General features: G+C 74.2%; 13 protein-coding genes. 2 read left to right on the forward strand and 11 right to left on the reverse strand.

Going from position 1 to position 15184, the window contains the following annotated elements; all coding sequences use genetic code 11:
* Positions 1-280 precede the first annotated feature (280 nt).
* From hemB to AC5R91_RS15590, 6 genes are all read right to left on the reverse strand, one after another.
* Entirely contained in the window at positions 281-1360 is a 1080-nt protein-coding gene (gene hemB, locus AC5R91_RS15565) for a porphobilinogen synthase (protein WP_495397833.1), read from the reverse strand.
* Between the two features lie 130 nt (positions 1361-1490).
* Positions 1491-3311 (reverse strand): bifunctional uroporphyrinogen-III C-methyltransferase/uroporphyrinogen-III synthase, encoded by a 1821-nt coding sequence (locus AC5R91_RS15570; RefSeq protein WP_495397834.1) that lies wholly within the window; start codon positions 3309-3311, stop codon positions 1491-1493.
* A gap of 2 nt (positions 3312-3313) precedes the next feature.
* Positions 3314-4522 (reverse strand): hydroxymethylbilane synthase, encoded by a 1209-nt coding sequence (gene hemC, locus AC5R91_RS15575; protein WP_495397835.1) that lies wholly within the window; start codon positions 4520-4522, stop codon positions 3314-3316.
* Positions 4519-5931, reverse strand: a complete 1413-nt coding sequence (locus AC5R91_RS15580) for a glutamyl-tRNA reductase (RefSeq protein WP_495397836.1) — start codon at positions 5929-5931, stop codon at positions 4519-4521. Before AC5R91_RS15580 ends, hemC begins: the two co-directional genes overlap by 4 nt.
* The gene (locus tag AC5R91_RS15585; protein ID WP_495397837.1) at positions 5928-7268 is read right to left on the reverse strand and encodes a redox-sensing transcriptional repressor Rex; all 1341 of its coding nucleotides are present in this window, start codon (positions 7266-7268) and stop codon (positions 5928-5930) included. Before AC5R91_RS15585 ends, AC5R91_RS15580 begins: the two co-directional genes overlap by 4 nt.
* Positions 7269-7438: 170 nt before the next feature.
* The gene (locus tag AC5R91_RS15590) at positions 7439-7750 is read right to left on the reverse strand and encodes a glutaredoxin family protein (protein ID WP_495397838.1); all 312 of its coding nucleotides are present in this window, start codon (positions 7748-7750) and stop codon (positions 7439-7441) included.
* Between the two features lie 182 nt (positions 7751-7932).
* Between AC5R91_RS15590 and AC5R91_RS15595 the strand changes: the two genes are divergently transcribed.
* Together AC5R91_RS15595 and AC5R91_RS15600 are read left to right on the forward strand one after the other, a co-directional pair.
* The gene (locus AC5R91_RS15595; protein WP_495397839.1) at positions 7933-8934 is read left to right on the forward strand and encodes a sigma-70 family RNA polymerase sigma factor; all 1002 of its coding nucleotides are present in this window, start codon (positions 7933-7935) and stop codon (positions 8932-8934) included.
* Positions 8935-9216: 282 nt separating this feature from the next.
* A complete protein-coding gene (locus tag AC5R91_RS15600) occupies positions 9217-10098 on the forward strand; it encodes an HAD family hydrolase (RefSeq protein WP_495397840.1) in 882 nt (293 codons plus the stop codon).
* A 49-nt stretch (positions 10099-10147) separates the two neighbouring features.
* Here the strand turns inward: AC5R91_RS15600 and AC5R91_RS15605 are convergent, their stop codons facing one another.
* The 5 genes from AC5R91_RS15605 to proC all read right to left on the reverse strand — a co-directional run bounded on the left by AC5R91_RS15605 (position 10148) and on the right by proC (position 15160).
* A complete protein-coding gene (locus AC5R91_RS15605; protein ID WP_495397841.1) occupies positions 10148-11782 on the reverse strand; it encodes a lysophospholipid acyltransferase family protein in 1635 nt (544 codons plus the stop codon).
* 57 nt (positions 11783-11839) lie between these two features.
* Positions 11840-12880, reverse strand: a complete 1041-nt coding sequence (locus tag AC5R91_RS15610) for an NAD-dependent epimerase/dehydratase family protein (protein WP_495397842.1) — start codon at positions 12878-12880, stop codon at positions 11840-11842.
* Between the two features lie 213 nt (positions 12881-13093).
* Positions 13094-13957, reverse strand: coding sequence for an SAM hydrolase/SAM-dependent halogenase family protein (locus AC5R91_RS15615; protein WP_495397843.1), 864 nt, complete (start codon positions 13955-13957; stop codon positions 13094-13096).
* A gap of 229 nt (positions 13958-14186) precedes the next feature.
* Positions 14187-14285: a 30S ribosomal protein bS22 gene (locus AC5R91_RS15620; protein WP_003948845.1), complete on the reverse strand. Its 99-nt coding sequence runs from the start codon at positions 14283-14285 to the stop codon at positions 14187-14189.
* A gap of 80 nt (positions 14286-14365) precedes the next feature.
* Positions 14366-15160 carry a pyrroline-5-carboxylate reductase gene (proC, locus tag AC5R91_RS15625; RefSeq protein WP_495397844.1) on the reverse strand — a complete coding sequence of 265 codons (795 nt, stop codon included), beginning with the start codon at positions 15158-15160 and terminating at the stop codon, positions 14366-14368.
* Positions 15161-15184: the final 24 nt, after the last annotated feature.

Genomic DNA, 15184 nt, shown 5'->3' on the forward strand with positions numbered 1-15184 from the left:
TCGGCGGTGCGCGGTCCGACGAACCGCGGCTCGCGCCGGTCGCCCGCATCCGGCCGGTCGCGGCAACAGCCCGGCGCCACCATCGACGCACGCCGGTCAAGCCTCACATCGACGCGACCCCCCTGAGGGCCCGGCACCATCCGGCCGCATACCCCACCAGCCCGATCGTCGAACGTCCCGCCTGTCCGGAGCCCTCGCCGGGCGATTCGTCCCTCCGGACCAGCGGTGGGAGGCCGCCGCCGGGGGCTTGCCTGTGGGCGGAGGACGAAGGGCGGAGGGGTCAGCGGGGGGCGGCCAGGCCGCGGGCGACCTCGACGGCCCAGTAGGTGAGGATGATGTCGGCGCCGGCACGGGAGATCGCGGTCAGCGTCTCGGCGATCGCCCGGTCTCGGTCGATCCACCCCGCGGCGGCGGCGGCCTCGACCATCGCGTACTCGCCTGACACCTGGTAGGCGGCGACGGGCACGTCCACGGTGTCCGCGACCGCGCGCAGCACGTCCAGGTAGGCCAGCGCCGGCTTGACCATCACGGCGTCGGCACCCTCGGCGAGGTCCAGGGCCACCTCGCGCAGCGCCTCGGCCACCGAGCGCGCCGGATCCTGCTGGTAGCCGGTGCGGTCGCCGAACTGGGGGGCGCACTCGGCCGCCTCGCGGAACGGACCGTAGAACGCCGAGGCGTACTTCGCCGAGTAGGCGAGGATCGGCAGGTCGGTGAAGCCCTCGGCGTCCAGCGCCCCCCGGATCGCGCCGACCTGGCCGTCCATCATCCCGCTCGGCGCGACGACCTCGGCGCCGGCGCGGGCCTGCGCCACGGCGATCGAGGCGTAGCGCGCCAGCGTGGCGTCGTTGTCGACCTCGCCAGCGTCGGTCAACAGGCCGCAGTGGCCGTGGTCGGTGTACTCGTCCAGGCACAGGTCGGTCATCAGCACGATGTCCCCGCCGACCTCGGCGACCAGGTCGGCCAGCGCGAGCTGGACGATCCCGGCGGGGTCGTCGGCGGCCGAGCCCCGGGCGTCCTTGGCCGCCGGCACGCCGAACAGGATCAGCCCGCCGACCCCGGCCTCGACCGCCTCGACGGCGGCCTTGAGCAGCGACGAGCGGGTGTGCTGGACGACGCCGGGCATCGAGGTCAGCGCAACCGGCTGGTCCACACCCTCCTTGACGAACATCGGCAGGACCAGGTCTGCCGGGTGCAGCCGCACGTTCGACACCAGCCGGCGCAGGGCGGGCGAGCGGCGCAGCCGACGGGGGCGCACCGCCGGAAACCCGGCCGACCCCGAACCGCCCGACCCCGGACGCCCCGGACCGGAGTTTCCCGCTCCCGCGCTGCCGGCGCCCCGCGCTCCCGATATCCCGCTCATCAGCCCCGCACCTCTCGACGACGACGGCCGGCCCACCTCGACGCTACCCGCCCTGCCGCAGCAGTCATCCCGCCTGTCCACAGGGACAATCTGGACGCGAACCCTGTGGACAGACCAGGAGAATGCCGGCCTACCGCCTCGAGCCGCGGCGCGGCTTGGGCAGGCGGGCCGCGAGCGGACCGATCTTGCCCAGCTCCTCGCGGTGCTCGGCGGCGAACTCGGCGAGCGCCCCGACCAGGGCCGGGATGGACGCCTCCGGCGCCTGCACGTCGACGCGCAGCCCGAGCTCCTGGGCGGTCGCCGCGGTGGCGGGGCCGATGACGGCGATCACCGTGGTCTCGTGCGGCTTGCCGGCGATGCCGACGAGGTTGCGCACGGTGGACGAGGAGGTGAACACGACGGCGTCGACCCGGCCGCCCTTGAGCGCCTCGCGGATCGGGGCGGGCGGCGGGGCGGCCCGGACCGTGCGGTACGCGGTCACGTCGTCGACCTGCCAGCCACGGTCCTTCAGGCCGGCGACCAGCGTCTCGGTGGCGATGTCGGCCCGCGGTAGCAGCACCCGGTCGAGCAGGTCGAGCGACTCGTCGTACTCCGGCCAGTCCTCCAGCAGGCCCTCGCTGGACTGCTGCCCGGTGGGGACCAGGTCGGGACGGATCCCGAAGGCGCGCAGGGCCTCGGCGGTCGCCTCGCCGATCGCCGCCACCTTGACCCCGGCGAACGCCCGGGCGTCCAGGCTGCGCTCCTCGACCTTCTCCTGCACCGCGCGCACGGCGTTGACGGAGGTGAAGGCGACCCACTGGTAACGCCCGGACACCAGGCCGGTGATCGCGCGTTCCATCGGGGCCGCGGTCCGCGGCGGCTCGACCGCGATCGTCGGCACCTCCAGCGGGCTCGCGCCGTGCGAGCGCAGCAGGTCGGACAGGATCGCCGCCTGCTCCTTGGTCCGCGGCACCAGCACCGTCCAGCCGAACAGCGCCCGGGTCTCCCACCAGGACAGCTTCGTCCGGGTAGCGACGACGGCACCGACGGAGAGCACGACCTGGGTGATGGGCACGGGGGCGGCGGTCAGCAGCGGCGCGACGTCCGCCTCGACCCGGTCGAGGGTCGAGGTGACGGTGCGCTGGTCGGTGGTGGTGCCGTCCACGGTGACCGCGATCGGGGTGTCACCGGGGCGGCCGTGCTCCACCAGGGCCGCCGCGACCTTGCCGACCTCGGTCGGCGCCGCGGTGACCACGAGCGTGCCGGGAGCCTGGGCGAGAGCGGCCCAGTCGACGTCGCCGGGCGAGGGAACCGGCGCGCCGAACCCGCCGAACCCGCCGGGGCTACCCAGCCCCAGGGGCGACCCGAAGCCGGCGCCCAGCCCGCCACCGAGGCCGCCGCCCAGCCCGGTCATCGGACGGGCGCCGAGCCGGCCGGCGCCGAAGGGCGGGCCGGTCAACGGACCGACGGGTTCGCCCGCGCCGAACGGCGACGGCGCCGGGAGCGTCCCCGACGAGGAGAAGACGCCCGACGTGCTGGCGAAGGTGATCGGCGAGCCGGGCGCGACGCCGGCGTAGGTGGCCACCGCGGCGCCCGTGAGGACCCCGGGCACGACCCGGTAGGGGATCTTGGCCTTCGCGAGCGCCTGGGCGTCGGCGGCGCCGATGCGGGTCAGCCACGGGTCCGACGCGTAGAGCCGGACGACCCTGTCCCCGGCGCGGGCCCGGCTGACCACCGCGGCGGTGGCCGCCTCGGCGTCCCGGACCGGCTTGGACGCCTCCAGGTCCCCGATGCGCAGCACCTCGGCGGAGAGATTCTCCACGACGGCGGGCGCGACGTCGGGGTCGGCGACGACGAGGTCGGCCGACGAGAGGGTCTCGACCGCGAGGACGGTCAGCAGGCCCGGGTCACGGGGGCCGGCACCCACGAGTGCGACCGGGGAGACAGGCTTCTTCGTGCGTCGGGTGGCCATGCTCAGCGAATTCCCATCAGCGAGTGTGCTCCGGCGGACAGCAGGTCGTCCGCGAGGCGCTGCCCGAGCGCCTCCGGGTCGACGGCGGACCCGGCCACGTCACGCCGGAGGACGGTGCTGCCATCCGGCGCGGCGACGACCGCCCGCAGGCGCAGTCGACCCGCGGGGGACGCATCGCCGGCCGGTGCCACAGTGCCGACGGCCGCCGCCGGCGCAGGCTCTGCCACTGCCAAAGCGCCGACCGGGGCGGTGCATCCAGCCTCGATCCCAGCGAGAAACGCGCGTTCCGCTCTGATCGCGACGGACGACGATGCGTCATCGAGCACAAACCGTAGCAGCTCGGCAAGGCCGCCATCGACGGGCTGACCATGATCTGACCGCGTTTGGCCACTGTTCCGTCCCACATCCGGACCCCGGCCCCGCCCGTCGCGCCCGGCATCCCCGCCCGCGGGTTCCCCGCCGGCGCGGTCCCCGACCCCGGTGGCGACCAGCGCGCGGGCCGGTCCGGCCAGCCTGAGCCCGACCCCTCCGGCGCACTCGACCGCCAGCGCACCCTGGCCGGGCGCCGGCAGCATGACCTCGGGGTCGAGGATCTCCGTGACGGCGTCCAGGCGGTCCAGGCGCGCCAGTCCCGCGTACGCGAGGACGACGGCGTCGACCTCGCCGTCGATGGCCTTCTTCAGCCGGGTGTCGACGTTGCCGCGGATCGCGACCACGTCGAACCCGAGCCCGAGCGCCCGCAACTGGGCGGCGCGGCGCGGGGCGCCGGTCGCGACCCGGGTGCCCGGTCCGAGCTCGGCGAGCCCCCGCCCGCTGGGCGAGACGAGCACGTCCCGGGTGTCCTCCCGGGTCGGGACGGCGGCGAGCACGAGGCCGGGCGGGGTGGCCGTCGGCAGGTCCTTCAGGGAGTGCACGGCAAGGTCGATCTCGCCGGCCAGCAGGGCGTCGCGCAACGCGCTGACGAACACGCCGGTCCCGCCGATCTGGCTTATCTCCGCGGGCGACCGGTCACCTGCGGTTACGATCGGGACGAGGTCGACCGCGCAGCCCACCCTCTCCCGCAACTGCGCGGCGATCATCCCGGACTGGGTCATGGCCAGCGCGGAGCGGCGCGTCCCCAGCCGTAGCCGGCGACCCGCAAATCGGGCGCGCAGCGTTGCACCCCGGGCCGTCGCATCGGTCTCGGTGCTGGTCGGCTCCATCGCCGTCACGAACGCTCCACAAGATCAAGGTCGGGCGCGGACACCACGGCGGGCACCTCGCGCGGAAGATCGAACAGTTCCCGCAGGGCCTCGGCGTAGGAATCGCCTCCGGGCGCCCCGGCGAGCTGCTGCACCCGCACGGTCGGGGCGTGCAGCAGCTTGTCGACGACGCGGCGGACCGCGCCCTCCACCAGTTCCCACTCCCGATCGTCGAGGTCGGGCAGGCGGGAGTGCAACCGGGCAAGCTCGCCGTGCACGACGGAGTCGGCGTGCGCCCGCAGGGCGACCACGGTCGGCGCGACCCGGCCCGCGCGGCGGCGGTCGAGGAACCCCGCGACCTCGGTGGAGACCAGGGCGCGGACCGCCTCCACGTCGTGCGCCACCTGGGCGCCGTCGAGCGCGACCCGTAGCGCCTCCAGGTCGATCAGGCTCACCCCGGGCAGGGCGCGCACGCCCGGGTCGATGTCGTGCGGCAGGGCCAGGTCGAGGAACACCAGCGGTCGCCCGCCGCGCCCGGGCAGCGCGGCGGCGACGAGGTCGTGCTCGACGACGAGACCGGTGGCGCCGGTCGAGGAGATCACCAGATCGGCCATGAGGATCTCGTGCGGAAGGTCGGCCAGGCCGACGGCTCGGCCGTCGTGCATCTCGGCGACCCGGGCCGCCCGGGCCGGGGTCCGGTTGGCGATCACGATCTCCGCGGCGCCGGCCCGGCGGGCGGTCTGCGCGGCCAGCGAGCCGACCGCGCCGGCGCCGATGAGCAGCACCCGGGCGCCCGCCAGCGGCGGGGGCTCGGCCACGGGCGCCACGAGCACCCCGGCACCCCCGAGCTCGCCTGCGGACCCGCCCGGCGGCACGACCGGCACAGCCGGCACCTCGCTGAGGATCCCCAGGCTGGAGGCGGCCAGCCGGATGCCCACCGCGACGATCGAGGCGCCGGCGGCGTCGATCGACGTCTCGGAGTGGGCCCGCTTGCCGACCCGCAGCGCCGCCTGGAACAGCCCGGCCAGCGCGCTGCCCGCGACCCCGGCCGACTGCCCGGCCCGGAACGCTCCGCGCACCTGCCCGAGGATCTGCGACTCGCCGACGAGCATCGAGTCCAACCCACAGACCACTGCGAACAGGTGGCCGACCGCGCGGGCGTCGTGATGGACGTACAGATGGCCGGCCAGATCACCGAGATCGATGCCGCAGATCCGGCTGAGCTGGTCGGAGATGTCGGCCACACCGCCGTGGAAGGTCTCGACGTCGGCGTAGATCTCGGTCCGGTTGCAGGTCGAGAGCACGACCGCCTCGGTGACGTGCGCCGCGGCGGCGAGATCGTGCAGAACCTTCGGGGTGTCATCGCCGGACACCGACGCCTGCTCGAGCAGTGAGGTCGGGGCGGTCCGGTGGTTGAGGCCCACCACCAGCAGGCTCACGACACCCCACCCCCCGCAGGACCCTGCGCGACTCCCCCGGCCAGACCCCACCGGCGGTCGCCGGCGAGCAGTGCGTCCGCGCCCGGCGGGTTGCCGCGGGTCGGCGGGGACGGCTCACCGGCATGGGCCCGGTGCGGTGCCGGTTGCCCGGCCCGGCTCTCCCGGACCGGCCCGACCTGACGAACCGCCTGCGCCGGCCGCGTCTGTCCGGCTTGACGAGTCACCCGCACGACCTCATCCGTCTCGGTCCTCACCCTGTCTGTTCGAGGCGTCTGCCCGTCCGGGAACGTCTGCCCTTCCGGGAACGTCGACCCTTCCTGAAACGTCGACCCGCCCGGGAACGTCAGCCCGTCCGTGCTCGCCGCCCCGTCCCTGCCCAGCGCCCACTCCGCGCCCGCCGCTCCGTCCGCGCCCGCGGCGAGAGACGTCTCACCGTCGCGCCCCGGGGCCTCACCCGCCGGCACCTCACCGCCCGGCACCTCACCGGCCGATCGCCCATCCGCCCCGGGCCCGGCGGGGGAAAGCCCCGGCGGTGCCTGGCGGGCCCGGTCGGGCCACGCGCTGTGCGGCGACGCCCCGTCGGGGCCCGCCGCGGCGCCGGGGCCGGCGAGCGTCGGCCCACCGGGCGACCCCTCACGCGGCGAGGATGGACGCTTCCGTGCCTCATGGAACGAAAGGATCTGAAGTTCCACGGCGAGGTCGACCTTACGCACGTCTACCCCTTCCGGCACCGACAGCACCGTGGGGGCGAAGTTGAGAATGCTCGTGACCCCCGCGGCGACCAGTCGGTCACACACCAGTTGCGCCGCGGCGGCCGGAGTGCAGATCACGCCGATCGTGACCGCACATTCGGCGATGACCCGCTCCAGCTCGTCGACGGGACGGACGATCACCGCACCGACCCGTTCGCCGACCCGGTCCGGATCCGCGTCGACCAGAGCCACGATACGGAAGCCGCGGGCGTGAAACCCGCCGTAGCCGGCCAGGGCGTGACCGAGGTTGCCGACGCCGACGAGCACCACCGAGCGGTCCTCGGTGAGGCCGAGCTTCGCGGCGATGCAGTCGAGCAGGACGTCGACCTCGTAACCGACGCCCCGCGTCCCGTAGGAGCCGAGGTGGGACAGGTCCTTACGGACCTTCGCCGGGGTGACGCCGGCGGCGGCGGCCAGGGTGTCCGAAGACACAGTGTGAACCCCGCCCTCGGCGAGCGTGGTCAGTACCCGGAGGTAGAGGGGCAGCCGGGCGACCGTGGCCTCCGGCACCACGGAGCGGCCGGAATGAGGTTCACTGCGGGCTCGTCGCCGGATCACCGCTGGGCGACGCCGGGGCTGGCTCATCCGCGGCTCCGATCTGTGGGCGCGCGTCGCCGCCCGGAGCTGTGCGCCCGAATCCGTGGCCCCGCCGACCCTCCGCATGCGGTTGCCGGCGCCACAAGTCGGCTGTCGACGGGCAGTGTACGACTTCGTGAAGGGATTCACGAAGTGCCGGGGAGAGGCCGACCAGCGGATCAGCGACCCCCGCCGGAACGCAACGACCACCGGCGTCCGGCCAGCGCCCGCCGCAGCCGGTCCTCCTCCACCCGCCAGTAACCGTGCTCCCGGCCGTCGACCAGGATGACCGGCACCCGGTCGCCGAACTCGTCGGCCAACCGCGGATCGGCATCGACATCCGCCTCGCGCCACCCGACCCTCTCCTGCTCCGCCACCCGCGCGATCGCGGCCCGCGCGGTGTCGCACAGATGACAGCCCACCCGAGTGAGCAGGGTGATCCGAGCGCCCCCGCCGCCGGGCTCCGCCGGTCCCGACCCGTCGTCGTCCATAACCCGATGGTAAGTCCGCCACGCGGCGCCTTCCGATGATCGCGACGGCGGCCGGGACGGGCACGGCCTCGATCTACGACTGCCGCGCGTTCGTCTTGCGGCTACACTCAGCTACCTGCGCCCTCACGTGCATCGGGCCTGCCGGCCCGCCCTGTCGCGACTGCATCCTCCGGAGCCGGGCTGTGACCGACTGCACGCTCGCCGACCTCGCCGCCGGCCTCGCCGCGGTGCGGCGCGCTCCGGGCGCGTGGGCGCGGCCGCCGGCCCCCCTGCTGCCCACCCGCGCGCAGGTCGGCGCCACCCTGAGCCGGTTCTGGCTGGGGATCGCGGCCGTGACCTCGCCCCTGCCGGCGGCCGGGCCGACCACCGAGACGCCGCCCCCGGCGGACGGGGCAAGTGGGGCAGGTGGGGCAGGTGGGGCAGGTGGGGCAGGTGGGGCAGGTGGGGCAGGTGGGGCAGCCCCGGCGGCGACGGTGCCCGCGATCCCACCCGCCGGTGCCGATGCCGTCCGGGTGGGCCCCGCGGCACGACGCGGCCGGACTACTGCCGCCGGGGGGCTCGGGGCAGGCTCCCCCACCCAGGGCCACGACACGGCCACCCCCGACGGACCGACGGAGTCGGAGCGGGCCGCACTCGTCGCCCGGGCCCGCCAGGGCGACACCGAGGCATTCGGGCTGCTCTATGACCACTACGCCGAGCTGGTGTTCCGGTATGCGCTGTACCGGCTGGGCGGCGACCCGATGGCGGCCGAGGACATCGTCAGCGAGACGTTCCTGCGGGCGTTGCGCACCATCGGCGCGTTCCGCTGGCAGGGCCGCGACATCGGGGCATGGTTCGTCACCATCGCCCGCAACCTGCTGGTCGACCAGGCCCGCTCGGCACGGCGCCGGTTCGAGATCCCAACCGCGGACATCCTCGCGGCGGCGGACGAGCGGGCCACCGCGCTCGCCGTGCCCGGCCCGGAGGAGTCGATCGTCGCCGTGCTGACCCACCGCGAGCTGTTGGACGCGGTCCGCCGGCTGCGCCCGGACCAACAGGAGTGCATCGCGCTGCGCTTCCTGGAGGGACTCTCGGTCCGGGAGACGGCACTCGCGATGGGCCGCAACGAGGGTGCCGTGCGGGCGCTGCAGCTGCGCGCCGTCCGCGCCCTCGCCCGCAGCCTGCCCGCGGCGGGGCCGGCCTGACCGACCGGACCACCGGCGCGGCGGCGACGGATCTTCGGATCACCTGTGGACCACGGCACCTTTCTTGCCCCACCGGCACTTTTGCGCTGCCGGATCTGAACCGCCTGCAGCCACCGACCGGGGTCGGGCCGTAGTCTGACGGCGTGCCGACGAACCGAGGTGTGGAATCTGACGCGCCGAGGTGGTGACGACGAGTGGGCGGTGGGCCTGTCACCGTCCGGGCCGAGCGTCACCGTCCGGGCCAAGCCCCTCGCTCCACCGCGAACTGCATGGAGATGACTGATGAGGGTGCGACGCAGGGGTGTGGCCGAGACCAGGCAGGCGGCCGAGGCGGCCGCCATCGCCGCGTTGAAGGTTGCGGCCGAAGAGGTTCCCCGGCCCCCGCTCGACGAGTCCGCCGCCGCGTTCTTCGACGTGGACAACACGATGATGGCCGGCGCCTCGATCTTCTATTTCGCCCGCGGCCTCGCCGCGCGGGACTTCTTCGACTCTCGTGACCTGCTCAAGTTCGGTTGGCAGCACGTCACGTACCGGCTGCGCGGCCACGAGAACCCGGACGGGATGCGCGACGCCCGGGAGACGGCGCTGGCGTTCGTGGCCGGGCGCTCGGTAGCCGAGATCGTCCGCTACGGCGAGGAGATCTACGACGAACGGATGGCCGAGCAGATCTACTCCGGCGCGCACGCCCTGGCCCAGCAGCACCTGGACGCCGGCCAGCGGGTGTGGCTGGTCACCGCGACGCCCGTGGAGCTGGCCTCGGTCATCGCCCGACGTCTCAGCCTGACCGGCGCGCTCGGCACGGTCAGCGAGGTCACCGACGGCACCTACACGGGCCACCTGGTCGGCGGGCTGCTCCACGGCCAGGCCAAGGCCGAGGCGGTGCAGGCGCTCGCCGAACGGGAGGGTCTGGACCTGTCCCGGTGCTGGGCCTACTCCGACTCGATCAACGATCTGCCGATGCTCTCGCTGGTCGGCCACCCGGTAGCGATCAACCCGGATCCCGACCTCAAGACGGTCGCCCGCGAGCGGGAATGGCCGATCAAGGACTTCCGCACGGCCCGGAGGGCGGTCAAGATCGGCATTCCGGCCGCGGCCGGTGCCGGCGCGCTGGCCGGCGGTGTCGCCGCCGGGATGGCGCTGCGCCGCCGGGTGGCCAGCGTCTGATCGCCGCAGCAGGCCGCGGCCGGCTTGTCCGGCCGCGGCGTCGCCCGGCTCAGAAGAACACCGACCGGCGCTGCATCAGCAGGCTGTACAGCGTGTGCTGGATGGTCTCGCGGATGCGGTCGGTGAGCTCGAAGACGAGCATCGGATCGTCGGCCGCCTCCGCCGGGTAGGAATCGGTCGGCACCGGCTCCCCGAACTCGATGATCCACTTCGACGGCAGCGGGATCAGGCCCAGCAGGCCCAGCCACGGGAAGGTGGGCGTGATCGGCAGGTAGGGCAGGCCGAGCAGGCGGGCGAGCGACTTCGCGTTGCCGATCATCGGGTAGATCTCCTCGGCGCCGACGACCGTGCACGGGATGATCGGCACCCCGGTCCGCAACGCGGCGGAGACGAAGCCACCCCGACCGAAGCGCTGCAGCGTGTAGCGCTCGCTGAACGGCTTGCCCACGCCCTTGAAGCCCTCCGGCCAGACCCCTACCAGGTGCCCCGCGGTCAGCAGCCGCTCCGCGTCCGCCTGGCAGGCCAGCGTGTTGCCGATCTTGCGGGCCAACGGGGCGAGGAACGGCACGGCGAACACCAGGTCCGCCGCGAGCATCCGCAGGTTGCGGTGGGCCGGATGGTGGTCGAGGATCGCCATCGCCATCATCAGCGCGTCCATCGGCAGGGTGCCGGAATGGTTGGCCACCACCAGCGCCCCGCCGACGTCGGGAACGTTCTCCAGCCCGCGCGTCTCGATCCGGAAGTAGTCGCGGTAGACGGGGCGCAGCAGCGGTGCGATCACGTGCTCGGTGAGGTCGGGATCGAACCCGTGCTCATCGATGACGTAGTCCCCGGTGATGCGCCGGCGCAGAAAGGCCAGCACGCCGGCCAGGGCCGTCTCCAGGCCACCGGCCCCGACGGCCTCGGCGCCCTCGAACCCGGCACTCTCGGACCCGGCGCCCTCGAACCCCGCGCCCTCGAACCCCGCGCCCTCGGACCCGGCGGCCTCGGGCCTGGCCGCTCCGAACCCGGCGGCCTCGGGCCCGGCCGCTCCGAACCCGGCGGCCTTGGTGCCGCGCTCCGCGCCCGCGATACCCGTCCGCCCGGTGCCCGCCGCCCGACCGGCTCGCCCGCCGCGCCCGGGCGCGACCCGGACGCTCGCCGCGGTGCCGTGCTCGGTGCCGTGCTCGGTGCCACTCCCGGCCCCGCCGTCCAAGCCGCTGCGCGGGCCCGGTCTCGCGGTGGCGCCCGGTCCGGAACTGGCCCGGTCGACGGCGGTGCGGCCTGCGGCGGTGCGGCCAGTGCCGTCACTGCCGGTGCCGTCACTGCCGGCGGCCGAGTCGGTGGCGGGGGGGCCTGGGTGGCTGGTCGGCCGCTTCGCGCGCGACGGGCGGGCACCGTTGAGCGGGCGCACACCCGGGTCGACCGGCCGTCGGGGAGCCGGCTCTGCGGCATCCGCGGCGGCCGGATCGAGGCTGCCCGCAGCGCCGCGGGTGCCGGCCTCGGATGCCGCCGGGACCGCGTCCGCCGACGGGGCGCCCGCAGCGGATCCGCCGGGCCGCGCCGGACGGGCCGCCGGGGTGCGAGCGGCGGGTCGCGGGCGGGTGCGCCGGGGTGGCCGGACGCCGTCCCCCGCGGCCGCCCGCCCCTCGCTGTTCAGCGGGATGATCTGCGCGTTCTCCCGGGATTCGTCACGGTCCGCCATGCGCTCCGCCTTCCCCCGTCCGCCGCCGTGGCCGGCCACTCCCACCCGTCGGACGCGTCACGGCGAGCCCACCAGCCAGCGCCGGTCCAGCGAGCCGAGCAGGCCGTGCTCGATGCGGGACACCAGCTCGTGGTCGATGGTGAACCGCAGATCGCGATACCGGACGAAGTTGTCGAAAGTCTCCACGGTCGAGTATCGGGGCCGGTAGCCGAAGACCGTCTTCAGCCGGGCCGTGTCGACCGCGCGCCCGTGGGCGAGCAGGTCGAGCTGCTCGGCGGAGAAGTCGACGAGTCGCAGCCGGCGGGCCACACCGCCGAGCGCGCCGATCGCCGGGAAGGGCACCGGCAGGTAGGGGCGGCCCGCCCGGCGGATCGCCTGGGAGAGCAGCAGCACCCCGTCGCCGGCGACGTTGAACGTGCCCGCGTGGTCGCCGCGGGTCGCGCGCAGGAGGACGGCGAGGGCGTCATCGGAGTGCAGTAGCTGGATGCGGGGGTCGAAGCCGAGCACCGTCGGCACCACCGGCAGGTCCAGATAACGGGCAAGCGGGCTGTCCACCTGCGGGCCGAGGATGTTGGTGAAGCGCAGCACGGTGACCGCGATGTCGGGACGGCGCCGGCTGAACCCGCGGACGTAGCCCTCGACCTCGACGGCGTCCTTGGCGTAGCCGCCGGTGGGCAGGGACCGCGGCTCGGTGTCCTCGGTGAACAGCGCCGGGTCGCGCGGGGAGGACCCGTAGATCGACGTCGTCGACTTCACGACCAGCCGGCTGACGCTCCTCGCCTTCTGGCAGGCGGCGAGGAGTTGCATCGTGCCGATCACGTTGATCTCCTTCATCGCGGCCCGGCCGCCCGCTCCCAGCGGGGTCGCGATGACGTTGAGATGCAGCACGGTGTCAACCTCCGTGGTGGAGATGACCTTGGCGATCAACGGGTGCCGGATGTCTGCTCGGACGAACCGGGTGCGACCGAGATCCGCGTCGGGCGCCGCCGTGTCGACACCGACCACGGCCTCGATGGTGGGATCCGCGGCGAGGGCCACCGCCACCTGGGCACCCAGCGGCCGCGCGACACCGGTAACCAGCACCCGGCGTGGTCTCATGGCAGTCTCCCCGCAACGCCCCGCAGGTGTCCCTCCGGCGCCGGGGCCGCAAGGGCCGGCCGGATTGACCCGTCGGCCACCGCCGATCGCCGGTGGCCGTACGGTCGGGGACGATGCACGCGCCCCCGCCGCGGTCATCGTACGCCCACACTTCCCACCCTCACTGCGCAGCGTGAGATTTTTCGGCGTGTCGACTACAGCAGGTGAACGTCGTCAGGCGGGGAGCGGCAGATCCTGGACGATGCGGAACGCGGAGGGGTCCCGGGGAAGCTGCGCGATCACGACCGCGTCCTGGCGGCGCAACCGCAGCGCGTCCGACGCGCGGCCGCAGTTCACCGCGATCATCACACGGCGCAGGGCGTCCTCGCACACGGTGACCCCGCCCCGCGGCACCTCGCCGTAGGTGTGTGTGAAGGTCAGCCGCATGAGCCGGTTGCCGGCCCGAACCTCGACCGGATCGCCGAGCAGGATGCCGGCGGCTTCCAGGTCGATGCGGGTCACGTTGAGCGAGAGGTTGCCGAAGTGGTCGATGGACACGACCTCGCCGTGGACGTGATCGTCGTCGACGCTGCACGCGCGCGGCCGGAACCGGGTGAGTGAGGCGGCGTCGAGCCGCGGACCGACATCCGTCAGGTCCAGGCCCATCGCGAGCCGTGCCGCGACCGGCGCGTAGACGTCCCGCCCGCGGAACACCGCGGTGGGCAGCGGCAGCCACAGCTCCCGGTTGGCGATCTCGTGGACGTCCACGATCCCGCCGAGGGCCTCCCAAGCCAGGGACGCAACTCCGTTGTCCGGGCACACGAACACGGAGCCGTCGGCGGCGCGGACCGCGACCCCACGGGTGTAACCGTCGGCGTCGAGGCGTTCGACGACGACGAGATGGATCCCGGCTGGCAGGTAGCCGACCGCCCCGGCGAGTGTGATCGCCGCGTGCCCCACGTCCTGGGGCGCGATCGAGTGGCACACGTCGAGAACGCGCGCAGACGGGGCGTGCCGCGCGATCACGCCGTGGCACACCCCGACGCAGGCGTCGTCGACGCCGTAGTCGGACAGAAAGTTGATCCACGATCCCGCCATGCCGTCCCCCTGCCTGCGGACCGGCCGCGCTGCCGCCCCAGCGGAGCAAGCCTGCCACAGAGTCATGGCTTAAGCACGCAGAGCGATACGGCGGGGCTCCTGTCAGCACGGGAGCCCTACGCCAGGCAGGGATGAAACGTCGGAAAGACGCCGATGACGGGGAACGTGGGCCCAGCCGACCATCCTCCGGCCGCCGGCTTGTCCCCCCCGCCGGCCGTGGGCCGGGAACCTACTTCTTGTTGCGACGCTGAACGCGCGTGCGCTTCAGCAGCTTGCGGTGCTTCTTCTTGGCCATCCGCTTGCGACGCTTCTTGATGACTGAGCCCACGTACCCGACCGATCTGTTGAGGAAGTTACCGGGCGAGCCTACCCGCCGCGGGGACCAACCACGTCGCGCCCGTGTCCCGACTACGAACGGCCCAGTTCCCGGGAGCGGTCGGCGGCGGCCTCCAACGCGTCCATCAGCGCCGCGCGCACCCCCCGCCGGTCCATCTCCCGCAGCGCCGCGACGGTCGTTCCCGCGGGCGAGGTGACCGCCTCCCGCAGCAGCGCGGGATGCTCGCCGCTCTCGCGCAGCATCCGGGCCGAGCCGAGGGCGGTCTGGGTGACGAGTTCCGTAGCCAGCGGGCGCGGCAGGCCGAGCAACACGCCCGCCTCGACCATCGCGTCGACCAGATAGAAGAAGTACGCGGGCCCGCTGCCGGACAGCGCCGTGACCGCGTCGAGCTGGGACTCCGCGACCTGAGTGACCCGCCCGACCGGCTCGAGCAGCGCCTGCGCGGCGGCGAGATGCTCCGGCGCGGCATTGCGGCCGCCGCAGATCGCCGACATCGCCTCCCCGACGAGCAGCGGGGTGTTCGTCATGACCCGGATGACCGGCGACGACGGCAGCCGCTGCTCGATCGCCGCCGTGGTGACCCCGGCCGCGAGCGACACGACCAGCGTGCCGGCCGAGACCTCCGGCGCGATCTCGGTCAGCAACGCGGCGACGTCCTGCGGCTTGACCACGATGAGCAGCACGTCGGCCTTGGCCGCGGCGATCGCCGGCGGGTGCACCTCGACGCCGTGGCGGGCCGCGATCTCGGCGGCCCGGCCCGCGTCCCGCTCGGCCACGACGACGTCCCCGGCCGCGTGCCCGGAGCCCAACAGGCCGGACAGCACCGCCCCGCCCAGCCGTCCCGCCCCCATGACCGCAACAATCATGACCGTCCTTCCCTTCCGTCCGCT

This window comes from Frankia sp. BMG5.60, assembly GCF_059428125.1.

Excerpts from the sequence above, each read along its gene's own strand:
- hemB (WP_495397833.1), bottom strand. The coding sequence starts at position 1,360 with ATGAGCGGGATATCGGGAGCGCGGGGCGCCGGCAGCGCGGGAGCGGGA.
- AC5R91_RS15570 (WP_495397834.1), bottom strand. The coding sequence starts at position 3,311 with ATGGCCACCCGACGCACGAAGAAGCCTGTCTCCCCGGTCGCACTCGTG.
- AC5R91_RS15585 (WP_495397837.1), bottom strand. The coding sequence starts at position 7,268 with ATGAGCCAGCCCCGGCGTCGCCCAGCGGTGATCCGGCGACGAGCCCGC.
- AC5R91_RS15590 (WP_495397838.1), bottom strand. The coding sequence starts at position 7,750 with ATGGACGACGACGGGTCGGGACCGGCGGAGCCCGGCGGCGGGGGCGCT.
- AC5R91_RS15600 (WP_495397840.1), top strand. The coding sequence starts at position 9,217 with ATGAGGGTGCGACGCAGGGGTGTGGCCGAGACCAGGCAGGCGGCCGAG.
- AC5R91_RS15605 (WP_495397841.1), bottom strand. The coding sequence starts at position 11,782 with ATGGCGGACCGTGACGAATCCCGGGAGAACGCGCAGATCATCCCGCTG.
- AC5R91_RS15610 (WP_495397842.1), bottom strand. The coding sequence starts at position 12,880 with ATGAGACCACGCCGGGTGCTGGTTACCGGTGTCGCGCGGCCGCTGGGT.
- AC5R91_RS15615 (WP_495397843.1), bottom strand. The coding sequence starts at position 13,957 with ATGGCGGGATCGTGGATCAACTTTCTGTCCGACTACGGCGTCGACGAC.
- proC (WP_495397844.1), bottom strand. The coding sequence starts at position 15,160 with ATGATTGTTGCGGTCATGGGGGCGGGACGGCTGGGCGGGGCGGTGCTG.